Source organism: Microbacterium sp. PRF11 (assembly GCF_031844085.1).
GTDB lineage: Bacteria > Actinomycetota > Actinomycetes > Actinomycetales > Microbacteriaceae > Microbacterium.
Map to the genome: position 1 here is coordinate 367,471 of NZ_JAUZUP010000004.1, position 23,566 is coordinate 391,036.

The following is a 23,566-nucleotide window of genomic DNA, read 5'->3' on the forward strand; positions in this document are numbered from 1 at the left end:
GACTCACGGATGCCGCGTTCTCGCTCCCGCGCCCTGCTGAGGCGCCTCGGCGGGATCGCGGCATCCGTCGTTCTCGTGCTCTGGGGTGCGGCGACCTTGGCGTTCGTGGCGTTCCGGATCATCCCCGGCGACCCGGTCGACGTCATGCTGGGCCCGCAGGCGCAGGTGAGCGAGGCGGTGAAGGCGGGGATCCGCTCCGAGCTCGGACTGGACCGGCCCGTCATCGAGCAGTACGCGGCGTTCCTCGGGCGGCTCGTGCGGGGAGACCTGGGGGAGTCCTATCAGCTGCGCCTCCCTGTCTCCGAGGTCATCGGCCGACAGCTCGGACCCACCCTGCAGCTGTCGGCGCTGGCGCTGGTGATCGCCGTGCTGCTGGCCCTCGCGACCGCGCTTCTCGTGCGCGGACGGCGTGGGCGGGCCGCGGCATCCGGGATCGAGCTCATCGTGCTGTCATCGCCGGTGTTCTGGACGGGGCTCGTGCTGCTGAGCGTCTTCTCGTTCCAGCTCGGGTGGTTCCCGGTGGCCGGAGGACGGGATGCTGCCTCGCTCGTGCTGCCGGCGGTGACCCTGGCCCTGCCGGTCGCCGCACTCCTGTCCCAGGTGCTGCGCGACGGGATCGAGGCCGCCGAGCGCGAGCCGTTCCTGCTGACGGTGCGGGCCCGCGGCGCGACGCCACGACGCGAGACGCTGCACCACACGCTGCGTCACGCGAGCGTCGGCGGCGTGACCCTCGCCGCGTATCTGGTGGGCTCCCTGCTGGGCGGCGCGGTGCTCGTCGAGACGGTGTTCGCGCGACCCGGGATCGGGCGGGTGACGCTCGCGGCGATCACCGACCGCGATCTGCCGGTGATCACGGGGGTCATCCTGCTGAGCGCGCTCGTCTTCGTGGTGGTCAACACCGTGGTCGACCTCGTTGTCCCCCTTCTCGACCCGCGGCTGCGCTCCGTCCGGACGGCGCTTCGCGTGCGGGCGGGGGTACCGGCGTGAGCGTCGTCGCTCCTGCGCGTCGGCCATCCCGCCGCGGCCGGGTGATCGCGCTGTCGATCGCTGGCGCCGTCCTGACCGTGATCGCCCTGGCGGCGGTGGCACCGGGTGTTCTCGCCACCCACGATCCGCTGCTGACCGACGTGCGCGCCACCCTCCAGCCGCCGAGCGCCGCGCACTGGTTCGGCACCGACCAGAGCGGGCGGGACGTGTACTCCCGCGTCGTGTTCGGCGCGGGGCGATCGGTGGGGATCGGTCTGCTCGCGACGGGTCTCGCCGTGATCGTCGGGGTCGTCTTCGGTTCGCTGTCGGCCGTCGCCCCGCGCGCGGTGGACGCGGCCGCGATGCGCGTCGTCGACGTGCTGCTGGCCTTCCCCGAGTTCCTGGTCGCCCTCCTGGTCGTGGCGGTCCTGGGCCCGGGGCCGGCGAACATCGCGGTGGCCGTGACGATCGCCGCCGTCCCCGTGTACGTGCGTCTGGCTCGTGCGCAGACCCGCTCGCTCGCTGCGGCCGAGCACGTCGAGGCCGCGCGCATCATCGGCGTCCCCGCCGTCATCGTGCACGTCCGGCACGTGCTGCCGGGCGTTCTGGGCGCCGTGAGCGTGCTGGCCACGATCGGCGTCGGAACGAGCATCCTCGCGGCAGCCGGCTTGAGCTTCCTCGGCCTCGGCCCCACCGAGCCCACCGCCGAGTGGGGTCTCATGCTGTCGGCCGGCCGGAACCTCCTGCTCCAGGCCCCGTGGGTCGCCGTGTTCCCGGGGCTGGCCATCACCGCGACCGTCGTCAGCGTGAGCGTCGTCGGGCGCATCCTCCGCGCACGCACCGAGGAGCGGGGCGCGTGAGCGGGGTGCGCCTGCGCGGCCTGCGCATCGACGGTCCGGATGGCGCGATCGTGCGCGGACTCGATCTCGATGTCGCACCGGGTGAGTGCGTCGCGATCGTCGGCGAGTCGGGAGCGGGCAAGTCGCTGAGCGGACGCGCCCTGCTCGGGCTGGTTCCCGACGGTCTGTCGTGGTCCGCGGACGACCTGGAGATCGACGGCGTCGCCGCGCAGTCCCTGACCGGATCGCAGTGGCGGGCCCTGCGCGGTCGGCGCATCGCCCTCGTGTCGCAGGACGCGCTCGTCTCGCTGGATCCCCTCCGTCGTGTCGGCGCCGAGGTCGCCGAGCCGGTGCGCATCCATGAGCCGGGCGTGCGCGGCGACGCTCTCGCGGGGCGCGTGCGCTCCAGCCTCGAGCGTGTCTCGATGCCCGACCCCGCCGAGCGGGCCCGGCAATACCCGCACGAACTCTCCGGCGGACTGCGCCAGCGCGCCCTGATCGCCTCGGCCCTGTCGGCGAACCCCGCCGTCGTGGTCGCCGACGAACCCACCACGGCCTTGGATGCCACCGTGCAGGCGCGCGTGCTCGACCTGCTGCGCCGCATCGCCGACGACGGCGTCGCCGTGGTGTTCATCAGCCACGACCTGGGCGCCGTCGCGCGGGTGGCGGATCGGGTCGTCGTGATGCACGAGGGACGGGTGGTCGAGACCGGCGTCACGGCCGAGGTGCTGGCATCCCCTCGCGATCCCGTCACGCGCGAACTCGTCGCCGCGGTGTCGCACGAGCCGCTCGGCCGCGCACCGCGCACCGACGCTCCGCTCTTCGCCGCCCGCGGCGTCACGAAGCGTTTCGGCGACCGAGTGGCCGTGAACGACGTCTCGTTCGAGGTCCGTCGCGGTCGCACCCTCGCTGTCGTGGGGGAGTCGGGGTCGGGGAAGACCACCCTCGCGCGGCTCGTGGTCGGCGTAGCGGCGGCCGACGCGGGGACGCTCTCGTTCGACGGGCACTCCTGGACGCCCGACGTGGCACGCGGCGCGGACCGGCGGCGGGTGCAGCTCGTGCAGCAGAACCCCTGGGGTGCTCTGGATCCGCGGTGGAGCGTGGGTCGCACGCTCCTCGAGGCCGTGGCCGCCGGCGGCGTGGCGCGTCCCGGACGTCGTCGGGCCGTGGCCGCCCTGCTCGACGAGGTCGGGCTGTCTCCCGCGTTCGTCCGGCGCCGACCCGCGCAGCTGTCGGGCGGACAGCGCCAGCGCGTCGCGATCGCCCGCGCCCTCGCGGTGTCGCCTGATCTGCTCGTGCTCGACGAACCGGTCTCGGCCCTCGACGCCACGGTCCGGGCGCGGATCCTCGAGCGCCTCCTCGCCCTGCAGCGCGAGCGCGACCTCGCGATGATCTTCGTCACCCACGATCTCGACGTCGTGGCCGGAATCGCCGACGACGTGATCGTGATGAAGGACGGCCGCGTCGTGGACTCCGGCGCCGTGTCGTGCGTCTTCGCCGCGCCGGGGCATCCGTTCACCCGGGAGATGCTGGCCGCCGCCGGTCTGGGCGCCCCCGACGCGTGAGCCAGCGCGGCCCTCGCGTCGAGTGTCCACGACACGCCGCATCCCACGCGCTACGCGCGGCGTGTTCTGGACACTCAACGGGATGGTGCCCGGCGGCACTCGAGTGTCCACAACACCCGGACGACACCGGCCCCGTGTCCGGGTGTCCTGGACACTCGCGACGGTCGCGGGCGGCCGCACCGCACCCCGCCCCGCTCGCGTAGACTCGACGGACACGCATCGATCCGGCCATCACCGGGGAGCTCGCGGAAGAACGTCCGGCCCTCGACTCGCTCGAGGTCCGGGTCAGTAGAACCGCGCGGGGCAGGCCCGTCACAGCCGCAGTGAAAGCGGCGTTCCCGACAGGGTGCGCAATGCAGGGTGGTACCGCGGTCCGCACGGATCGTCCCGGCGAGCAGACCTCGACCCGCGGAGTGACATGACCTACCCACGCCCCTCATCCTTCGGCCCGGCCGCCGACGCGGCCTCGGATGCCACGACCCCGGTGTCCACGCAGGGCGCCGCGTCCGCGGCATCCGTCGTCCCCAGCCCGCGCTTCCCGGCGATCGAGCAGGAGACGCTCGCGTTCTGGAAGAGCGACGACACCTTCCGCGCCTCGATCGCGAACCGCGAGGGCGCCGAGGAGTGGGTGTTCTACGACGGCCCGCCGTTCGCCAACGGCCTGCCGCACTACGGGCACCTGCTGACCGGTTACGCGAAGGACGTCTTCCCGCGCTTCCAGACCATGCGCGGCAAGAAGGTCGACCGCGTGTTCGGCTGGGACACCCACGGCCTGCCCGCCGAGCTCGAGGCGATGAAGCAGCTCGGGATCACCGAGAAGGACGAGATCGAGGCCATGGGCGTGGCGACCTTCAACGCCAAGGCCCGCGAGTCCGTCCTCGAGTACACGCGCGAGTGGCAGGACTACGTCACTCGCCAGGCCCGCTGGGTCGACTTCGAGCGCGGGTACAAGACCCTCGACACCACGTACATGGAGAGCGTCCTGTGGGCGTTCAAGACCCTGCACGACAAGGGTCTCGCCTACGAGGGCTACCGCGTGCTGCCGTACTGCTGGCGCGACGAGACGCCCCTGTCGACGCACGAGCTGCGCATGGACGACGACGTCTACAAGATGCGCCAGGACCCCTCGGTCACGGTCACGTTCCCGCTCGTCGGGGCGAAGGCCGAGGCACTCGGGCTCACCGGCGTGCGGGCGCTCGCGTGGACGACGACGCCGTGGACGCTCCCCACGAACCTCGCGCTGGCGGTGGGTCCCGGCATCCGGTACGCGGTCATCGAGGGCGGACCGAACGGCGCGGCCGACGTGCACCGCGCGCCCGACGGCACGCCCGACGAGGCTTTCGAGGCCGTCGCGCACCGCTACCTGCTGGCCGAGGATCTGCTCCCCGGTTACGCGAAGGACCTCGGGTACGAGAGCCCGGATGCCGCTCGCGAGGCCGTGCAGACGACGATCCTGGGCGCCGAGCTCGAGGGCGTCTCGTACGACCGCCTCTTCGACTACTACGCCGACGCCTCGGTGTGGGGAACCGAGAACGCGTGGAAGATCCTCGTCGACGACTACGTCACCGTCAGCGACGGCACCGGCATCGTGCATCAGGCCCCGGCCTACGGTGAGGACGACAAGCGCCTCGCTGATGCCGCGGGCCTGCCCACGATCATCTCGCTCGACGACGGCGGCCGGTTCCTCTCGGCCGTGGCCGACGTCGCGGGCGAGCTGTGGCTCGACGCGAACCGTCCGCTGATCCGTCTGCTCAAGCAGGGCGGGCGCCTCCTTCGCGAGGCGTCGTACGAGCACTCTTACCCGCACTGCTGGCGCTGCCGGAACCCCCTCATCTACAAGGCCGTGTCGAGCTGGTTCGTGCGCGTGACAGACATCAAGGACGACCTGCTGGCGAACAACCAGCAGATCACCTGGGTGCCCGAGAACGTCAAGGAGGGCCAGTTCGGCAAGTGGCTCGAGGGCGCGCGCGACTGGTCGATCAGCCGCAACCGCTACTGGGGTTCGCCGATCCCGGTGTGGAAGAGCGACGACCCCGACTACCCGCGCGTCGACGTGTACGGCTCGTTGGCCGACATGGAGGCCGACTTCGGCCGCCTGCCGGTGAACGCCGACGGCGAGGTCGACCTGCACCGGCCCTACATCGACGACCTCACCCGGCCGAACCCCGACGACCCGACGGGACAGTCGACGATGCGCCGCATCGAGGACGTGCTCGACGTCTGGTTCGACTCGGGCTCGATGCCGTTCGCCCAGGTGCACTACCCGTTCGAGAACCACGAGTGGTTCGACGAGCACGCTCCGGCCGACTTCATCGTCGAGTACATCGGGCAGACGCGCGGCTGGTTCTACGTCATGCACGTGCTCTCGACCGCCCTGTTCGACCGTCCGGCGTACACCGGCGTCTCGTGCCACGGCATCGTGCTCGGCAACGACGGGCAGAAGATGTCGAAGTCGCTGCGCAACTACCCCGACGTGCGCGAGGTCTTCGACCGCGACGGCTCGGACGCCATGCGCTGGTTCCTCATGTCGTCGAGCGTGCTGCGCGGCGGCAACCTCGTCGTGACCGAGGAGGGCATCCGCTCGGGCGTGCGTGAGTTCCTGCTGCCGTTGTGGAACGCCTGGTACTTCTTCGCGACCTACGCCAACGCGTCAGGGCCCGACGGCTACACCGCCGAGTGGCGCACGGATTCGACCGACGTTCTCGACCGGTACATCCTGGCGCTCACCGGCGACCTCGTCCGCGATGTCGCCGCCGACCTCGAGGGCCTCGACTCCACGACCGCCGCCGAGCGCCTGCGCGACTTCGCCGAGGTGCTGACCAACTGGTACATCCGCCGCTCGCGCGACCGCTTCTGGGTCGGCGTGACCGACGACCCCACCAGCCGCGAAGCCTTCGACACGCTCTACACCGTGCTCGAGACGCTCACCCGCGTCGCCGCCCCGCTCATCCCGCTCGTGTCCGAGCGCGTGTGGCAGGGCCTGACCGGCGGCCGCAGCGTGCACCTCGAGGACTGGCCCAACGCCTCGGCGTTCCCCGCGGCCGAAGACATCCGCACCGCGATGGACACCGTCCGCGAGGTGTCGAGCGTCGCCAACGCCCTGCGCAAGAAGGAGGGCAAGCGCGTGCGCCTGCCGCTGCCGCGTCTGACGGTGGTGACCCCGGATGCCGCGGGCCTGGCGCAGTTCGACGACATCCTGCGCGAGGAGCTCAACGTCAAGACCGTCGAACAGGTCGCGCTCGAGGACGGCACGGCGGGGGAGTACGGCATCACCCACCGCCTCTCCGTGAACGCCCGCGCCGCGGGCCCGCGCCTGGGCAAGCAGGTACAGCAGGCCATCAAGGCCGCGCGCGAAGGCGACTGGAGCGAGAGCGACGGTCAGGTCGTCGCCGGCGGCATCGCGCTGGAACCGGGCGAGTACGACCTCGTCGTCGAGACCGCGGGTCGCCCCGAGGGCGAGGCGCTGGCCGTGCTGTCGAGCGGCGGCTTCGTGCTGCTCGACACCGTCACCACCCCCGAGCTCGAGGCCGAGGGCCTGGCGCGCGACATGATCCGCGGCATCCAGGACACCCGAAAGGCCGCCGGCTTCGACGTGAGCGACCGGATCTTCCTGTCGCTGACGTTCGTCGACGACGCCGACGCGCGGGCCGTCGCCCAGGCGTTCGACGTGGCAGGCGTGGCATCCGAGACCCTCGCCGAGGCCGTCGTGCTCGCCGGAGCCGAGGGCCGGCTCATCGAGCGGGGCGCGGCCCTGCCCGCCGAGTACGAGGCGCAGATCGCCGCCAAGACCTACGCGAACGTCGGCCCCGTCACGGTGGCCGTCGCGCGGATCGGAGCCCCCGCATGAGCGACCGCACCAGGGCGGATGCCGTCTACTCGGCGCTGCTCGAACGGCAGGGCGAGCAATGGGTGCAGCCGCGCGTCGAGCGCACGCGCCGCGTGCTCGAACTGCTCGCCGACCCGCAGCGCACGTACCGCGTGATTCACGTCACCGGCACGAACGGCAAGACCTCGACCAGCCGCATGATCGAGAGCCTCCTGCGGGCCCTCGGGCTGCGCACGGGGCTGTTCACGAGCCCGCACCTCGAGCGCTTCACCGAGCGCATCCTCGTCGACGGCGAGCCCGTGGCCGACGCCGCGATCGCCGACGCCTGGGACGAGATCCAGCCGTTCGTCGAGATGGTGGATGCCGAGCTCGCGGCATCCGGGGACGCCCCGCTGACGTTCTTCGAGCTGCTCACCGTGCTGGCCTTCGTCGCCTTCGCGGATGCGCCGATCGACGTGCTCGTGCTCGAGGTCGGCATGGGCGGGGAGTGGGACTCCACGAACACCGCCGACGGAGACGTCGCGGTGTTCGCGCCGATCGACATCGACCACACCGATCGTCTGGGCTCGAGCATCGCCGAGATCGCCACCGTCAAGGCCGGGATCATCAAGCCCGGAGCCGCGGTCGTCTCGGCCGCGCAGCCGGAGGAGGCCCTCCGCGCCATCCGCACCCGCGCCGAGAAGGAGGGCGCCACGGTGGCGGTCGCCGGCGACGGCTTCGCGCTGGAGGGCCAGACCCTCGCCGTCGGCGGCCAGCAGCTCGACATCCGCGGGGTGGCCGGAACCTACTCCGAGGTGTACCTGCCGCTGTACGGCGCTCACCAGGGCAGCAACGCGGCCCTCGCGGTCGCCGCGGTCGAGTCGCTCATCGGCGGGGGAGAGCAGGCGCTGAACGCCGACGTCGTCGCCGACGGTCTCGGCAACGCCACCTCGCCCGGCCGGCTGCAGCTCGTCGGCACCGCGCCCACCGTCTTCGTCGACGCGGCGCACAACCCGCACGGCGCTCGCGCGCTCGTCGCCGCTCTCGACGAGTCCTTCGACATCGACGAGTGGGGCGCCGTGGTCGGCATCCTCGAGGGCAAGGATGCCGCCGGCATCATGTCGGCGCTGGTCCCGGGCGTCGCCCGCGTGTTCGCGACCGCGCCCGACAGCGATCGCGCCACCGATCCCGACGCGATCGCCGACGTCGCCGAGGCGGCCGACCTGCCCGTCACGGTGCATCCCACCCTCGAGGACGCCGCCGACGCCGCGCGTTCCTGGGCCGCCGAGTCCGACCGCCGCGCCGTGGTCATCGCCGGCTCCGTCGTGCTCGCCGGCGAAGCCCTGCGGCTCGCGGAGCTCGAGGACTGGAAGGCCGGGTGGCAGGGTTGAGCCCGCGCGAACCCCGCGCGCCGCGCCCGCGCCGCCGGCGCGGTGCCCAGGAGTCGCTCGGCGCGGTGGTGCTCGGCTTCGAGTCGATCGTCGTGTTCCTCGGCGGGCTCGTCGTGTTCGGCCTGAAGGCGCTGCCCTTCGGCATCGAGCCGTGGTGGGGCATCGTCGGCGGCGTCGTCCTGGCGATCGCGATGGTCGCCGTCTCCGGATTGCTCCGGCACCGCTGGGCGCTGTTCGCCGGGTGGGGCCTGCAGGTGCTCCTGCTGCTCGGCGGTTTCCTCGTCCCCGCCCTCGCCGTGGTCGCCGTCATTTTCGGTGGCATGTGGGCGTATGCGACGATCAAGGGAGCGGCGCTGGACCGACGCAACGCCCGGCTCGCCGCCGACCCCGACCTCTCGAACGGAGAATGACCCATGGCCACCGAAGAGACCCTCGTCCTGGTCAAGCCCGACGGCGTCGCCCGCGGCCTGACCGGCGCGATCCTCGCCCGTATCGAGGCGAAGGGCTACGCCCTCGTCGACATCCGCCTGGTCGAGCCCGACCGCGAGACCCTCGCGCAGCACTACGCCGAGCACGAGGGCAAGCCGTTCTACGAGCCGCTGCTCGAGTTCATGATGTCGGGGCCCTCCGTCGCGATCCGCCTCGCCGGTAACCGCGTCATCGAGGGCTTCCGCTCCCTCGCCGGGACGACCGATCCCACGACCGCGGCCCCCGGCACCATCCGCGGCGACTTCGGCCGCGACTGGGGCCTGAAGGTGCAGCAGAACCTCGTGCACGGCTCCGACAGCGTCGAATCCGCCGAGCGCGAGCTCACGATCTGGTTCGCCTGATCCCGGATGCCGAGAAGGCCGTCGCCCGTAAGGGCGGCGGCCTTCGTCGTTACGGGCGGCGTGTCGGGGACGGACGCGGCCCGCTCCGTCAAAGCTGGGTGAGCACCGCGCCGCACGATGTCAGCGATCCCCACCACCTCAGCGGCTCCAAGCGCCGTAGCGCTGAGGATGCTCGACTTCGCGACATCGCGCGCGGTACGTCAGAGCTGGGCGAGCACGTTCAGGCGCAGCTGCGCGAGCACCGCCACCACGACGAACGCGGCGAGCGTCATGAGCGGAACCCACGACATCAGGCGGTCGGCGATCTCCCGCACGCGCCGGCCCGGAAGAACGCCCTCGCGCAGCACGTGCAGCGTCACGACGAAGAACGAGGGGATGACCACCGACCACGTCACCATGCACCAGGGGCAGAGCGTGGCGAGCACGTACAGGCTCTGCGCGATCAGCCAGATGACGAATCCGAGCGCGAAGGCGAAGCCGACCCAGAAGAGCGCCCAGAACCACCGCGCGAAACGGGCTCCGGCGAGCAGCGCCATGCCGACCACGATGGGCGCGATCCACGCCGCGAGACCGATAATCGGGTTGGGGAAACCGAAGACGCTGCCCTGCGCCGACTGCAGGTTCGCCGAGCACTGCACCAGCACGCTGAAGTCGCAGGATGCCGCCGCATCGGGGTTCGCGAGCTGCTGGAAGCGCTCCATGGTGAGCGAGAAAGCGGCCCACCATCCGACGACCCCCGCGAAGATCAGCCAGACGGCGACGACGACGGGGCGGCGCGGGGCGACTGTTTCGCTCATGAGCGCGATTCTTCCACCCGGTCGCTATGCGCATGCTTTGAGAGGCGGGGGCTGGGCCTCTCGTCGGCGAAGGCCACGAGGCGCCCCGACCGGGGACGTGGACTCGACCGTCGCCGTCCCTACGTGCGGAAATGCGCGGAGATGACGGGTTCCGCGAGCGGCGTCGTGGGCGTTCGCCCCGGTCCGTGCGATAATCGAAGCTGATGTGACCGCGGCCGCGCCGCAGGAACATCACCAGAAGACTTCGGGCGATGACCGCCCTTCGCAGACCGAGCCGCAGGCCGACTGCAGACCGAGTGAGTTCGCGGCCCCGCCGGGTGCGGCGCCGCATGAGATTTCGTCGGGCGACGCGCGGTGTCGCCCGCCAGGGAGTACCCCGCATGGCCGAGAAGAACGACGATCAGACCCCCACCGACGAAACGGTGACCGAGACGCACGCTCCCGAGACCGACGAGCAGGTCGACACGGTCGCCCCGGCCGAAGAGGACGAGGCCGCGGTCCAGGATGCCGAGCAGGCCGCCGCCGCCGACACCGAGGCGCCCGCGGTGCTCGACGAGCCCGACGCCGAGGCTGCGGCATCCGCCCCCGACGCCGAGGCTGCGGCATCCGCCCCCGACGTCCCGGCCGAAGACGTCGAGGCCGCCACGGTCGACGCTCAGCCCGAGCACGAGACCCCCGGCGAGCCCGAGACGCCCGCCGAACCCGAGACCCCCGGCGAGCCCGAGACGCCCGCCGAGCCGGAGAAGCCGGCGCGACCCACCGCGGTCTCGCTCGGGCTGCTCCCCGAGAACTTCGTCTCCGCGGTCTCGACCGCTCTGCACTTCTACGCCCCCGAGCTGCCGCCGCTGCCCGCACGCGACGACGCATGGGACCGCGACGACCGCGACGACGACGGGTCGAACGAGCGCGGCTCCGCGAACACCCGCCGCCGCAATCGCCGCCGCGGCGGCGCGCCCGCGGGAGACGAGGTCGCCGAGCCGTCGGCCGCGCCGGTCCGCCAGCGCGCTGTCGAGGTCATCACCGAGCCGCAGCGCATCAAGGGCTCCACCCGCCTCGAGGCGAAGAAGCAGCGTCGGCGCGATGGGCGCGAGGCCGGCCGTCGCCGCCCCGTGGTGACCGAGGCGGAGTTCCTCGCCCGCCGCGAAGCGGTCGATCGTGTGATGGTCGTGCGCTCGAAGGCCGGTCGCATCCAGATCGCCGTCCTCGAGGACAACGTGCTCGTCGAGCACTACGTCGCCCGTAATCAGGACGCCTCGCTCATCGGCAACGTCTACCTCGGACGCGTGCAGAACGTGCTGCCCAGCATGGAGGCCGCGTTCGTCGACATCGGTCGAGGCCGCAACGCCGTGCTCTACTCGGGCGAGGTCGACTGGGACGGCGTCGAGACCAACAACCAGCCCCGCCGTATCGAGCTCGCGCTCAAGTCAGGCGACCGCGTGCTCGTACAGGTCACCAAAGACCCCGTGGGGCACAAGGGCGCGCGCCTGACGAGCCAGATCTCGCTGCCCGGCCGCTACCTCGTGTACGTGCCCAACGGCACGATGAACGGCATCTCGCGCAAGCTCCCCGACACCGAGCGCGCGCGCCTGAAGAAGATCCTCAAAGAGGTGCTGCCCGAGTCCTCCGGCGTCATCGTCCGGACCGCGGCGGAGGGCGCGACCGAAGAGCAGCTGACCCTCGACGTGCAGCGCCTGACCTCGCAGTGGGAGCACGTCTCCAGCCAGGTCAAGACGATCCAGGCACCCGCCCTGCTGCACTCCGAGCCCGACCTTCTGGTCAAGATCGTGCGCGACGTCTTCAACGAGGACTTCACCCGCATGCTCATCCAGGGCGACGAGGCGCTGCAGACGATCTCGAACTACCTCAAGGGCGTCGCTCCCGACCTGCTCGAGCGCGTCGAGAAGTACGAGGGCGAGCAGGATCCGTTCGACGCCTTCCGCGTGACCGAGCAGATCGAGAAGGCGCTCGACCGCAAGGTCTGGCTGCCCTCCGGCGGCTCGCTCGTGATCGACCGCACGGAGGCCATGACCGTGGTCGACGTCAACACCGGCAAGTTCGTCGGCTCGGGCGGAAACCTCGAAGAGACCGTCACCAAGAACAACCTCGAGGCCGCCGAGGAGATCGTGCGCCAGCTGCGCCTGCGCGACATCGGCGGGATCATCGTCGTCGACTTCATCGACATGGTGCTCGAGTCCAACCGCGACCTCGTGCTGCGCCGACTCATCGAGTGCCTGAGCCGCGACCGGACGAAGCATCAGGTCGCGGAGGTCACCTCGCTCGGCCTCGTGCAGATGACCCGCAAGAAGCTGGGACTGGGTCTGCTCGAGACCTTCAGCGAGGCCTGCGAGGTCTGCGCCGGTCGCGGCGTCATCGTCCACCACGACCCCGTCGTCAAGCACCGCCCCGCGGGCTCCTCGAACGGCAACGGCAACCAGGGCTCGTCCAACCGACGCGGACGCGGTGGGAACGGTGGCTCCAACGGCAATGGCAACGCCCAGTCGGGCAACACCGCGCAGAACGCCTCCGGCGCCGCCGCGGCCCAGGCCGGCGGCACGCACGTCATCACCGAGGGCGTGAAGTCCGCACTCGCGCAGATCGCGGCATCCACCGTCAAGCCCACCATCGACGACCCCGCCGTCGTCGAGGCGGCCGTCGTGGCGTCCGTGGAGGCCGTCCTCGAAGCCAAGACCGAGAAGGATGCCGAGACCCCGGCGCCTGTGCGTGAGAAGCGTCCCCGCAAGAAGCGCGAACCGAAAGCTCCGCGCACCGAGAAGGACGCGCTGCTGGAGTCGGTGCTCGAAGCCCTTCCCGAGCCCAAGGCTCCGGGTCAGGGACGCTCGCGCCGCCGCGTGACCACGGCGGCCCTCACCGGCACGCCCGTCGACGCGCAACCGGTCACCGAGTCCTGAGCCGCATCCGCTGAGGGGTCGGCCCCCGTCGGATCCGATCCGATCGCGGGGGCCGGCCCCTCAGGCGTGCCGGCGACGGTCTCGTGCCGGGACGCGCAGACCCGACGCGAGCAGGCGTCGCACGAGTTCCTTGCCGCCCACGTGCTCCGCGCCGAGCGCGACGAGGTCGGCGTGCCTCTCGTCGGGGACGTCGTAGTGATCGAGGTCGAACGCTCGTCGAGGGATCCCGGCCGCCGCGGCGAAGGCGTGCAGCTCCGCGAGATCGCTGTCGCTGACCAGGTGCGCCCACAGTCGTCCGTGGGCGGGCCACCGCGGGTCGTCGATCAGGATCGCCATCGCTCGATCCTACGGTCGACACGCGGGCCGGATGCTTTTGCCGGATGCTCCCGGGTGAGCTAAACTTGACCCTTGGTGCGTCGCGTCCGCCCTTCCAGGTGCGTGACCCCGCGGTCTTTCGCCCGCCGGATCGCACCGAGACTTGGGTCAGCAGACCCTCCCCAACGTCATCAGACAACCGGAGCCGTGCGCTCCCGAATGAAACAGGTGTGAAGTGGTTTACGCAGTTGTGCGCGCCGGCGGCCGGCAGGAGAAGGTGGAGGTCGGCACGATCGTCGTGCTCGACCGCCAGCAGGCGAAGATCGGCGAGAGCATCCAGCTGCCCGCCGTCCTGTTCGTCGACGGCGACGCGGTCACGACCGACGCCGACAAGCTCGCGAAGGTCTCGGTCACGGCCGAGGTCCTCGGTGAGGAGCGCGGTCCGAAGATCGTGATCCAGAAGTTCAAGAACAAGACCGGCTACAAGAAGCGCCAGGGCCACCGCCAGGACCTCACGCGCGTCAAGATCACCGGCATCAAGTAAGAGCCAGGAGACGCAGAGATGGCACACAAAAAGGGCGCAAGCTCCACCCGCAACGGTCGTGACTCCAACGCACAGCGCCTCGGCGTGAAGCGCTTCGGCGGCCAGGCCGTCAACGCCGGCGAAATCCTCGTCCGCCAGCGCGGCACGCACTTCCACCCCGGCGCCAACGTCGGCCGCGGTGGCGACGACACGCTGTTCGCCCTCGCCGCCGGTGCGGTCGAGTTCGGCAACAAGGGCGGCCGCAAGGTCGTCAACATCGTCGCCGCAGCGGAGTAATTCCCAGCGCTTCGGCGCTCGCGAGGGGGTGGGCACTGCCTACCCCCTCGTTCCTTTTCCCGGCGCGGCCCCGCTGCGCGATCCCGTCCCGACACCCCGTCGCCTCCCGCGCCGGTCGAGTCGTCGTCCACCCGGAAGGACCCGTCATGGTCACCTTCGTCGACCGCGTCACCCTGCACCTGCGTGCGGGCAAGGGCGGCAACGGCTGCGTCTCGGTGCGCCGTGAGAAGTTCAAGCCGCTGGCCGGTCCCGACGGCGGCAACGGCGGCAGCGGGGGAGACGTCGTGCTCGTCGCCGACCCCCAGACGACCACGCTGCTGTCGTACCACCACTCGCCGCACCGTTCGGCCGGCAACGGCGGGTTCGGCATGGGCGACCACCGCTCGGGTGCTCTGGGCGAGGACCAGGAGCTCCCGGTCCCGCTCGGCACGGTCGTGAAAGACGTCGACGGCAACGTCCTGGTCGACATGCTCACTCCGGGGATGCGTTTCGTCGCGGCCCCCGGTGGACTCGGCGGTCTCGGCAACGCGGCCCTGGCGTCGCCGAAGCGCAAGGCCCCCGGCTTCGCGCTGCTGGGCACGCCCGGTTACGAGGGCGACGTCGTCCTCGAGCTCAAGACCGTCGCCGACGTCGCTCTGGTCGGCTTCCCGTCCGCGGGCAAGTCGAGCCTGATCGCCGCGGTGTCGGCCGCGCGCCCCAAGATCGCCGACTACCCCTTCACCACACTGCACCCGAATCTTGGCGTCGTGCAGGCCGGTGACGCGCGGTACACGATCGCCGACGTCCCCGGCCTCATCGAGGGCGCGAGCGAGGGCAAGGGTCTCGGACTGGAATTCCTCCGCCATGTCGAACGGTGCACGGCCCTCGTGCACGTGCTCGACTGCGCGACGCTCGACCCGGGCCGCGACCCGCTGAGCGACCTCGACATCATCCTCGCCGAGCTCGCCGCCTACCCGGTTCCCGAGGGACAGATCCCGCTGCTCGACCGCCCGCAGATCATCGCTTTGAACAAGGTCGACGTCCCCGAGGCGCACGAGCTCGCCGATTTCGTGCGTCCCGACCTCGAGGCGCGCGGCTTCCGCGTGTTCGAGATCTCCACCGTCAGCCGCTCGGGGCTGCGCGAGCTCACCTTCGCGCTCGGCGAGATCGTCGAGGAGCACCGCCGCGCCACCGTGGAGCAGGCTCCTGCCGAGCGCGTCGTCATCCGCCCGCGCGGCGCCGAGAAAGACTTCACGATCAAGGTCGAGGGCGGCACCTACGGTCCCGTCTACCGCATCCTCGGCGACAAGCCCGTCAAGTGGGTCCAGCAGACCGACTTCCAGAACGAGGAGGCGGTGGGCTACCTCGCCGATCGCCTCGCGCGCCTGGGCGTCGAGGACGGCCTGTTCCGCGCCGGCGCGGTCGCGGGTGCGACCGTCGTCATCGGTCCCGGCGACGGCATCGTCTTCGACTGGGAGCCGACTCTCACCTCGGCCGCCGAGCTCATGACGGCTCCGCGCGGCACCGACCCCCGTCTCGTGCAGAACTCCCGCCGCACCTCGTCCGAGCGCCGGGAGCAGTACCACGAGCGCATGGATGCCAAGGCCGACGCCCGCGCCGAGCTCGAGGCCGAGCGCCGCGCGGCGCGTGCGGCGGGGATCTCGCCCGACGGCGACTCCTCGCAGCTCTCCCTCGAGGACGACCAGCGGTGACCGCGACGACGCGCGCCGACATCCCCGGCGCCGCCCGCGTCGTGGTGAAGGTCGGGTCGTCGTCGATCAGCGGCGACGGTGCCCACCGGATCGACACCATCGTGGAGGCGCTCTCGCGCGCTCACGGCACGGGCACCGAAGTCGTCCTCGTCTCCTCGGGCGCCATCGCCACCGCGCTGCCCCTGCTCGATCTCGACGGTCGTCCGCACGATCTGGCGACCCAGCAGGCCGCCGCGGCCGTCGGGCAGAACGTCCTGATGTGGCGGTACCAGACCTCGCTCGACCGGTTCGGTCTGCTCGCGGGGCAGGTCCTGCTCACGGCGGGCGACCTCGAGAACGCCACGCACCGGTCGAACGCCCGTCGCGCGATGGAACGGCTGCTGGGGCTGGGCATCCTGCCGATCGTCAACGAGAACGACACCGTCGCCACCCACGAGATCCGTTTCGGTGACAACGACCGTCTGGCGGCGCTGGTCGCCCAGCTCATCGGGGCCGACGCCCTCATCCTGCTCAGTGACATCGAGACGCTGTTCACTCGTCCGCCGAGCGAGCCGGGCGCGCGTCCGATCACCGACGTGGCGTGGGGCGACGACCTGTCCGACTTCGAGTTCGGCGCGGGCGTCGTCAACGGCGTCGGCACCGGGGGAGCTGCGACCAAGGCCTCCGCGGCCAAGCTCGCCTCGACCGCGGGCGTGGGCGTGCTCGTCACGAGCGCCGACCTGGTGGCATCCGCCCTCGCCGGCGACGCCGTGGGCACCTGGTTCGCTCCCCATCCCGATCCCGTCACCCTCGCGACCGGGCCCGTGGGCGCCGTGGGCGCGCCGGTACACTGACCCCATGACCGTGATCGCCGCCTCCGTCGACGAGCGCCTGCGCCTGGCCAAAGACGCGGCGCGCGAGGTCGCCCTCCTCGACGCCGATCGCAAGCGCGAGCTGCTGAACGCCGTCGCCGACGCGATCGACGCGGCGACGACCGAGATCGTGGCCGCCAACGCCGACGACCTCGACCGCGGCCGGGCCGACGCCATCGGCGAGGCCCTGCTCGACCGTTTGCGCCTCGACGAGCGTCGTGTGGCGGCCCTCGCCGCGGCGGTGCGCGACGTCGCCGACCTGCCCGACCCGGTCGGGCGCGTCCTCGACCGCCGCACCCTGCCCAACGGCCTGTCCCTCGAGAAGGTCGCCGTCCCCTTCGGCGTGGTCGGCTCGATCTACGAGGCGCGTCCCAACGTCACGGTCGACATCGCCTCGCTGGCGCTGCGGTCGGGCAACGCGGTCGTCCTCCGGGGCGGCTCGGCCGCGCAGAGCTCGAACGCGACGCTCGTCCGGGTCATGCGCGACGCGCTGCAGTCGCAGGGTGTCACGCCCGAAGCGGTGCAGAGCGTCGACGACTTCGGTCGCGACGGCGCCCGCGCGCTCATGAACGCCCGCGGGCTCGTCGACGTGCTGGTCCCGCGCGGCAGCGCCTCGCTCATCGAGACCGTCGTCACCGAGTCCTCCGTCCCCGTGATCGAGACGGGCGCCGGCGTGGTGCACATCGTGCTCGACGCGACGGCCCGCGACGACTGGGCGCGAGACATCGTGCTGAACGCCAAGGTGCAGCGACCGAGCGTCTGCAACGCGGTCGAGACGGTGCTCGTGCACCGCGCTGCCGCCGACCGTCTGCTGCCCGAGCTCATGGCATCCCTCTCCGACGCGGGCGTCACCGTCCACGGCGACGACGCGACCCGCGGCTACGACGCGCGGGTGGTCGCGGCCACCGGTGACGACTGGGCGCGCGAGTACGGCACCCTCGACCTGTCCGTCCGCGTGGTCGACGACCTCGACGACGCCCTCGAGCACATCCGCCGCTACTCGACGCACCACACCGAGGCGATCATCACCGACGATCAGCTCTCGGCCGACCGCTTCCTCGCCGAGGTCGACTCGGCCGTCGTGCTCGTGAACGCCTCGACGCGGTTCACCGACGGCGGGGAGTTCGGCTTCGGCGCCGAGGTCGGCATCTCGACGCAGAAACTGCACGCCCGCGGACCCATGGGCCTCGCCGAGCTGACGAGCACCAAGTGGCTCGGGCGCGGCGACGGCCAGGTACGCGCCTGACCGCCTAAAATGGCAGTGCGCTGTGCGCACACCACTCGAACGGAGCACTGATGACTTTCGCCTCACTTCTCGCCCACGCCGCCGAAGAAGGCGGACACCACGGCGGCAACGTGCAGGCCGAGACCTTCTGGGTCGGCGCCGTGGCGTTCGTGGTCTTCATCGCGCTGAGCCTGGTGACCCTGTCGTACCGCAACGTGGCCAACCGCCACGCGCACAAGGCCGAGGCGTACACCCAGAAGCACGGGACGCCCACCCCCGAGGCGCACGGCCACTGAGGCCCACCGTATGTCGGTGACGCGCGCCCCGCGGATCGGGGTCATGGGTGGGACGTTCGATCCCATCCATCACGGTCACCTGGTCGCGGCGTCCGAGGTCGCGCAGTCGTTCGACCTCGACGAGGTCGTCTTCGTGCCCACGGGCCGCCCGTGGCAGAAGGACGAAGTCACGCAGAGCGAGCACCGTTACCTCATGACGGTGATCGCGACGGCGTCCAATCCGCAGTTCACCGTCAGCCGCGTCGACATCGATCGCGCGGGCCCGACGTACACGATCGACACGCTGCGCGACCTGCAGGAACAACGGCCGGGGGCCGAGTTGTTCTTCATCACGGGGGCCGACGCCGTGGCGCAGATCCTCAGCTGGCGCAACCACGACGAGCTGTGGCAGCTCGCCCACTTCGTCGCCGTCTCCCGTCCCGGTCACGTGCTGACCACCGAGGGTCTTCCCTCCGACAACGTGAGCCAGCTGGAGATCCCCGCGCTGTCGATCTCGTCCACAGACTGCCGCGCCCGTGTGCGCCGAGGACACCCCGTGTGGTACCTCGTGCCCGACGGCGTCGTGCAGTACATCGCGAAGCACCACCTCTACCGGAGCACTGCATGAGCACTTCCGAGAACCCCGAGAACCCGCCGCTGACCCGCCGTCAGCTGCGCGAGCTCCGTCAGACCGGCGCGACGCCGATCATCACGTCGTCGCCCTCCGACGAGTCCCCGGGTGCCGAGACCCCGGCGCCCGTCGTCGAGCCCGCGTCCGAGGCCCCGGCGTCCGACGAGCCCGCCGCCCCGGCTCCGGTCGCCGAGCAGCCCGCCCGCGAGCAGGAGCCCGAGCCCGAGCCCGCGATCGTCTCCGAGGTGCCGGCGGCGACGCCCGAGCAGCCGACGGACGGCCCGGCCGTCACCGACGACTCCGTCGCCGAGCCCCCCGTCGCGTCGGCGTCGGAGCCCGCTCTGCGGCCGGCGTCGTTCGAGTCCTTCGACGGCTTCGACGCGGGGGGCGAGTTCGGCTTCTCCGGTCTCACGCGTCGCCAGGCGCGCGCGCAGGAGAAGATCCGCACGGCCGCCGTGCCCATCATCAGTCCCGACCTCGAGCCCTCGCCGCCGCACCAGCCGGTGCCCTCCGCGAAGTCCGACGAGGCCGAGGCGTCGCCCGCCATCTTCCGCCCGGCCGTCGCCGACACCGCGGACGACGCCGTCGAGGCGCCCGCCCCGTCGGTGGTCAACCCGGCCCTCGGCTCCGACCTCCTGCAGGGCGCGACGCCCGAGGTCACCCTGCCGGCGTCGTTCGACCAGCTCATCTCGCGCAACACGGGATCGACGGGTGCCGTCTCGACCCCGAACGCGCTGATCCTCTCGCAGACGCCGACCGGCGTCCCGCTCGTCGGCCCGGTCAACGCGACCGGCGAGATCATGATCACCGGCACGTTCGAACTCCCCGAGGGTCTCGGATCCGTCGGACACGCCCCCGGCACCACCGACGGCCGCGACGCCGACGCGGTGCTCCTCGACGGCGAGCTCCCGCCCGCGTCGTCCCCCACGCCGATCGCCGCGAGCGCCGCGATCAGCACCGTCAAGCAGCCCGGCGAGATCATTCGCCCCCCGGCGCCCGAGAAGGGGAGCAAGCTCCTCGTCGGCCTCATCGTCACGACCGGCGCACTCGCGCTGGCTGTCGCCGTCACCCTCGTGCTCGCCTTCACGACAGGAGTCTTCCGATGACAGCCACCGACAACGGCCGCGAGATGGCGCGCATCGCCGCGATCGCCGCCGACGCGAAGGGCGGCGACGACATCGTCGCCCTCGACGTCTCCGAGCCCCTTCCGCTCGTCGACATCTTCCTCCTCGTCACCGGCCGCAACGAGCGCAACGTCGCCGCGATCGCCGACGAGGTCGAGGAGAAGCTCCTCGAAGCCGGCCACAAGCGTCTGCGCCGCGAGGGGCGCCAGGAGTCCCGCTGGGTGCTCCTCGACTTCGGCGACCTCGTCGTCCACGTCTTCCACGAGGAGGAGCGCGTCTACTACGGCCTCGAGCGCCTCTGGAAGGACTGCCCGGTCGTCCCGATCGAGCTGCCGACGCCGGCGAACGCCGCCGACTAATCGCCGACCTCGAATGCCCCTCGCCGTCCGGCGGGGGGCATCGTCGTTCCGTCTGCGCCGACCTAGCCGTACCGCTCGCGGTAACGGCGCTCCGCGGCGGGGTGCAGCGCGATCGGGGCGGTGTCGATCAGGCTCGCCGGCGTCAGGTACTGGATGCCGAGGGCGTCGGGCGGCACGAGCGCCGGGGCGTCGTCGATGAGCGCGTCGACCAGGGCGCGCGCGAGGTCGTCGGCGAGGTCGGACCGGGCGAGAAGGAGGTTCGCGACGCCGATCGTCGGGACCGCGCGCTGCGCGCCGTACACCCCGGAGGGGATCGTGGTCGCGGCGTACACGTCGGGGAAACGCGCGTCCAGCGCGGGGAGCGCGCCCGTCGTGTCGATGACCGAGACGGCGACGCGTTCGGCCAGGGCGGCGATCTGCGGGGTCGGCACCCCGCCCGACCAGAAGAACGCGTCGATCCGCGCCTCGGCGAGGTCGTCCACGGCTTGCCGGAACGTCCGTTCCACCGACCGGGGACCGGTCGTCCCCTCCGGGTCGAGGCTCGCCGCGATGAGCACGCGACGGGCGGTCGCGGCCGCTCCGGATCCCGGCGCACCGAGCGACACCGTTCGGCCGGCGAGGTCTGACAGCTGCCCGATCCCGCTGTCGGCGCGGACGATGCACTGCAGGTAGTTCTGGTACACGCGTCCGATCGCGACCACCTCCCCGTCGGCACCCGCCGCGGAGTCCACGAGCGACAGTCCGAGGTCGACGCGGCGCTCCCGCAGCAGCCGCAGGTTGTCGATGCTGCCCTCGGTGGCCAGCGGCGAGACGCTCACAGCGGTCGACGACCGGGTCGCGGCGGCCATCAGCTCGCCGAACTCCAGATAGCTGCCGCCCGGCTCGCCGCACCCGAGGACGAGCGGGGTCGACGTGGGGGCGGCGCACGCGACGAGCGAGGACACGCCCGCTCCGGCGACGACGGCGAGGAAGGCGCGGCGCGTCAGGGTCATCTCGCCCGTCCCCACGTCAGGCGGGCGCCGAGACCACCGAGCGGGGAGCGCTCGAGACGGAGATCCCCACCGCCGGCGCGCATCAGCTCGGCGACGATCGCGAGACCGAGACCGGTGCCGGGCGTGGAACGGTGGGCGCGGGCACGCCAGAACCGGGTGCCCATGCTCTCGAGATCGGCGTCGGCGAGCTGCGTCCCGGAATCGTCGACGCGCAGAGTCGTCTCCCCGGCGGCCTCGGTCACGGAGAGTCGCACGCGGGCCCCGCGCCCGGCGTAGTTCAGGGCGTTGTCGAGCAGCACCTGCACCATCTCCTCGAGGTCCGCGCGGCCGCAGGGGACGGTGACGTCCGTCTCGTCGGCGGCATCCATCGTCAGGCCGGCGTCCTCGAGCCGGCGGCGGTGCGGTTCTCCGAGGGCGGATGCCGACACCCGGCACTCGCGCTCCGCGCCCTCGTCGCGCGCGGCGTCGAACCCCTGCCGCGAGGCCGAGGCCCGATGCTCGGCGTTGGCGAGGGTCAGCATGCGCTCGACGGTGTGCTCGAGGCGGTCGAGGTCGTGATCGACCGCGGCGAGATCGCCCGCGGCATCCGGATCCCGCGGGAGCGAGTCGACGCGCAGCCGGATCGCGGCCAGTGGCGTGCGCAACTGGTGCGAGGCGTCTGCGACGAAGCCGCGCTGCTGTTCGAGGGTGTGCTCGACCTCGTCGGTCATCGTCGTAAACGCGCGACTCAAGCGCCGCAGCTCGGGCGGGCCGGTGGGACGCAGCGGAACCGGCTCGCGATGCGCGGTCAGGGCGGCCACGGCGGAGTCGAGGGCACGCACCGGACGGAGGATCCAGCGCGTCCACAGCAGCGACGCCCCCATCAGTGCCGCGAGGAGCAGCAGGCCCACGAGCACCACGAGGGTCCACGCCGCGGCGACCTCGGTCTTCGCCCGCTTCAGATCGACCTCGAGCACCACCACGCCGGTCGACAGGTCGCCGGCCGCGATCACGGGCACCGCGACGAGAGCGGAGTCCGGAGCCCAGGGGGCGACCCGCGGAAGCGACACCTGGGGGATCGCCCGCGAGGCCGCCCCGGCGATCGAACGGACGTCGAGGTCGGGGGAGAGGTCGCCCGCGGAGGCGACGGCGTCGCCGCTCTCGTCGAGGACGAGTACGGCCTCGCCGTAGACCGTGTCGAACCGGTCGAGATAGGTCTGCAGACCCGAGGAGCCGCCCTGCACGAGCGCGGTGCGCGCGCGTTGCACGACCTGGTCGAGCGACGCCTGGCGCTGCAGAGCGAGCTGCTGCGTCCTCGAGTCCGCGATGGACTCCGCCGTGGGGATCAGCACGGCGACGACGGCGATGAGACCGAACACGAGCAGGGGGAGGAGCACGCGCAGCTTCACGCGGCATCCTCCAGCCGGTAACCGAAGCCGCGCACGGTCGTGATCGTCAGTTCGGGGAGCTTCTGCCGCACCTGGCCGAGGTGCACGTCGAACGACCGCGAAGAGGCGGCGTAGGCGTCGCCCCAGACCTCGTCGAGGATGACCCGTCGGCTGACGACCGTCCCCGCGCGGCGAGTGAGCGACAACAGGATGCCGAACTCGTTGGGAGTGAGCGCCACCTCGCGTCCCGCCACGCTGACGCGCCGTGCGTCGACGTCGATCGACACCCGGGAGGTCTTTACACGCGTGGGCTCCTCGGGCGGGCTGTAACGGCGCGTGACGGCGACCAGCCGCGCGAGCAGTTCGTGCAGGCGCACGGGCTTCACGAGATAGTCGTCGGCGCCGAGGGACAGGGCGCGCACGGTGGAGCGTTCGTCACCGCGCGCGGTGACCACGATCACCGGGACCGGGCTGACCTCGCGCAGATCGCGCAGCACGTCGAGGCCGTCGCGGTCCTCGAGGCCGAGGTCGAGCAGCACCGCTTGGACGTCTCGGTGCCGCAGCAGCACGTCGCTGCCCCGCGACACCCGCGTGCACGTGTGGCCCGCGCGGCTCAGGGCCGAGACGAGGGCCGCGGCGACGGAGCCGTCGTCCTCGGCGACGAGTACGTGCATGCTCCATCGTAGGCACAGCGGCCGCGCCGCCGGGATCGCCGAATGTAAGGCGACTGTAAGGATCCGCGCACGTGGCGCCCGCAGCGACCACGATGGCCGGTACGTCTCGTCGCCGCTGCCGGGGCCGTCCCCTCAGCGGT

At 71.8% G+C, this 23,566-nt stretch carries 22 protein-coding genes; 17 read left to right on the forward strand and 5 right to left on the reverse strand.

Features of this window, described 5'->3' with window-relative positions; translation table 11 throughout:
• Positions 1 to 9 precede the first annotated feature (9 nt).
• The 7 genes from Q9R20_RS13235 (at position 10) to ndk (ending at position 9,396) form a co-directional block, all read left to right on the forward strand.
• Positions 10 to 987: an ABC transporter permease gene (locus Q9R20_RS13235; RefSeq protein WP_311249765.1), complete on the forward strand. Its 978-nt coding sequence runs from the start codon at positions 10 to 12 to the stop codon at positions 985 to 987.
• Positions 984 to 1,826 (forward strand): ABC transporter permease, encoded by an 843-nt coding sequence (locus Q9R20_RS13240; protein WP_311249766.1) that lies wholly within the window; start codon positions 984 to 986, stop codon positions 1,824 to 1,826. Before Q9R20_RS13235 ends, Q9R20_RS13240 begins: the two co-directional genes overlap by 4 nt.
• On the forward strand, positions 1,823 to 3,370 hold the full coding sequence (locus Q9R20_RS13245) for an ABC transporter ATP-binding protein (RefSeq protein ID WP_311249767.1): 1,548 nt from the start codon (positions 1,823 to 1,825) through the stop codon (positions 3,368 to 3,370). The genes Q9R20_RS13240 and Q9R20_RS13245 overlap by 4 nt, the downstream gene beginning before the upstream one ends.
• 418 nt (positions 3,371 to 3,788) lie before the next feature.
• The gene (ileS, locus tag Q9R20_RS13250) at positions 3,789 to 7,217 is read left to right on the forward strand and encodes an isoleucine--tRNA ligase (RefSeq protein ID WP_311249768.1); all 3,429 of its coding nucleotides are present in this window, start codon (positions 3,789 to 3,791) and stop codon (positions 7,215 to 7,217) included.
• On the forward strand, positions 7,214 to 8,566 hold the full coding sequence (locus tag Q9R20_RS13255; protein WP_311249769.1) for a folylpolyglutamate synthase/dihydrofolate synthase family protein: 1,353 nt from the start codon (positions 7,214 to 7,216) through the stop codon (positions 8,564 to 8,566). The genes ileS and Q9R20_RS13255 overlap by 4 nt, the downstream gene beginning before the upstream one ends.
• Positions 8,554 to 8,976, forward strand: coding sequence for a DUF4233 domain-containing protein (locus Q9R20_RS13260; protein WP_311249770.1), 423 nt, complete (start codon positions 8,554 to 8,556; stop codon positions 8,974 to 8,976). Before Q9R20_RS13255 ends, Q9R20_RS13260 begins: the two co-directional genes overlap by 13 nt.
• A 3-nt stretch (positions 8,977 to 8,979) precedes the next feature.
• Positions 8,980 to 9,396: a nucleoside-diphosphate kinase gene (gene ndk, locus Q9R20_RS13265; protein ID WP_311249771.1), complete on the forward strand. Its 417-nt coding sequence runs from the start codon at positions 8,980 to 8,982 to the stop codon at positions 9,394 to 9,396.
• Positions 9,397 to 9,596: 200 nt separating this feature from the next.
• On the opposite strand, the gene Q9R20_RS13270 is transcribed toward ndk, so the two are convergent.
• The gene (locus Q9R20_RS13270) at positions 9,597 to 10,193 is read right to left on the reverse strand and encodes a vitamin K epoxide reductase family protein (RefSeq protein WP_311249772.1); all 597 of its coding nucleotides are present in this window, start codon (positions 10,191 to 10,193) and stop codon (positions 9,597 to 9,599) included.
• 380 nt (positions 10,194 to 10,573) lie between these two features.
• Here Q9R20_RS13270 and Q9R20_RS13275 point away from each other — a divergent pair, with 380 nt between their 5' ends.
• Positions 10,574 to 13,102, forward strand: coding sequence for an Rne/Rng family ribonuclease (locus Q9R20_RS13275; protein WP_311249773.1), 2,529 nt, complete (start codon positions 10,574 to 10,576; stop codon positions 13,100 to 13,102).
• Positions 13,103 to 13,162: 60 nt separating this feature from the next.
• On the opposite strand, the gene Q9R20_RS13280 is transcribed toward Q9R20_RS13275, so the two are convergent.
• Positions 13,163 to 13,438: a DUF4031 domain-containing protein gene (locus Q9R20_RS13280; RefSeq protein WP_311249774.1), complete on the reverse strand. Its 276-nt coding sequence runs from the start codon at positions 13,436 to 13,438 to the stop codon at positions 13,163 to 13,165.
• 214 nt (positions 13,439 to 13,652) lie between these two features.
• Here Q9R20_RS13280 and rplU point away from each other — a divergent pair, with 214 nt between their 5' ends.
• The 9 genes from rplU (at position 13,653) to rsfS (ending at position 20,393) form a co-directional block, all read left to right on the forward strand.
• A complete protein-coding gene (gene rplU / locus Q9R20_RS13285) occupies positions 13,653 to 13,961 on the forward strand; it encodes a 50S ribosomal protein L21 (RefSeq protein ID WP_295840664.1) in 309 nt (102 codons plus the stop codon).
• A gap of 18 nt (positions 13,962 to 13,979) precedes the next feature.
• Positions 13,980 to 14,237, forward strand: coding sequence for a 50S ribosomal protein L27 (gene rpmA, locus Q9R20_RS13290; RefSeq protein WP_058596273.1), 258 nt, complete (start codon positions 13,980 to 13,982; stop codon positions 14,235 to 14,237).
• A gap of 146 nt (positions 14,238 to 14,383) precedes the next feature.
• On the forward strand, positions 14,384 to 15,928 hold the full coding sequence (obgE, locus tag Q9R20_RS13295; RefSeq protein WP_295840668.1) for a GTPase ObgE: 1,545 nt from the start codon (positions 14,384 to 14,386) through the stop codon (positions 15,926 to 15,928).
• Positions 15,925 to 16,761: a glutamate 5-kinase gene (proB, locus tag Q9R20_RS13300; RefSeq protein ID WP_311249775.1), complete on the forward strand. Its 837-nt coding sequence runs from the start codon at positions 15,925 to 15,927 to the stop codon at positions 16,759 to 16,761. Before obgE ends, proB begins: the two co-directional genes overlap by 4 nt.
• 4 nt (positions 16,762 to 16,765) lie before the next feature.
• Complete coding sequence (locus Q9R20_RS13305) at positions 16,766 to 18,025, forward strand: glutamate-5-semialdehyde dehydrogenase (RefSeq protein ID WP_311249776.1); 1,260 nt, start codon at positions 16,766 to 16,768, stop codon at positions 18,023 to 18,025.
• 50 nt (positions 18,026 to 18,075) lie between these two features.
• Positions 18,076 to 18,300, forward strand: coding sequence for a hypothetical protein (locus Q9R20_RS13310; protein WP_295840673.1), 225 nt, complete (start codon positions 18,076 to 18,078; stop codon positions 18,298 to 18,300).
• 10 nt (positions 18,301 to 18,310) lie between these two features.
• Positions 18,311 to 18,907: a nicotinate-nucleotide adenylyltransferase gene (gene nadD, locus Q9R20_RS13315; protein WP_295840674.1), complete on the forward strand. Its 597-nt coding sequence runs from the start codon at positions 18,311 to 18,313 to the stop codon at positions 18,905 to 18,907.
• Positions 18,904 to 20,016 carry a hypothetical protein gene (locus Q9R20_RS13320; protein WP_311249777.1) on the forward strand — a complete coding sequence of 371 codons (1,113 nt, stop codon included), beginning with the start codon at positions 18,904 to 18,906 and terminating at the stop codon, positions 20,014 to 20,016. The genes nadD and Q9R20_RS13320 overlap by 4 nt, the downstream gene beginning before the upstream one ends.
• The gene (gene rsfS, locus Q9R20_RS13325) at positions 20,013 to 20,393 is read left to right on the forward strand and encodes a ribosome silencing factor (RefSeq protein ID WP_311249778.1); all 381 of its coding nucleotides are present in this window, start codon (positions 20,013 to 20,015) and stop codon (positions 20,391 to 20,393) included. The genes Q9R20_RS13320 and rsfS overlap by 4 nt, the downstream gene beginning before the upstream one ends.
• Before the next feature lie 62 nt (positions 20,394 to 20,455).
• Here rsfS and Q9R20_RS13330 read toward each other — a convergent pair whose 3' ends face one another.
• Genes Q9R20_RS13330 through Q9R20_RS13340 form a run of 3 tightly spaced genes read right to left on the reverse strand, consistent with a single transcriptional unit; the run spans position 20,456 to position 23,426 of the window.
• Positions 20,456 to 21,385 carry a TAXI family TRAP transporter solute-binding subunit gene (locus tag Q9R20_RS13330; RefSeq protein ID WP_311249779.1) on the reverse strand — a complete coding sequence of 310 codons (930 nt, stop codon included), beginning with the start codon at positions 21,383 to 21,385 and terminating at the stop codon, positions 20,456 to 20,458.
• Positions 21,382 to 22,773, reverse strand: coding sequence for a HAMP domain-containing sensor histidine kinase (locus tag Q9R20_RS13335; RefSeq protein WP_311249780.1), 1,392 nt, complete (start codon positions 22,771 to 22,773; stop codon positions 21,382 to 21,384). Before Q9R20_RS13335 ends, Q9R20_RS13330 begins: the two co-directional genes overlap by 4 nt.
• The gene (locus Q9R20_RS13340; RefSeq protein WP_311249781.1) at positions 22,770 to 23,426 is read right to left on the reverse strand and encodes a response regulator transcription factor; all 657 of its coding nucleotides are present in this window, start codon (positions 23,424 to 23,426) and stop codon (positions 22,770 to 22,772) included. Before Q9R20_RS13340 ends, Q9R20_RS13335 begins: the two co-directional genes overlap by 4 nt.
• Positions 23,427 to 23,566: the final 140 nt, after the last annotated feature.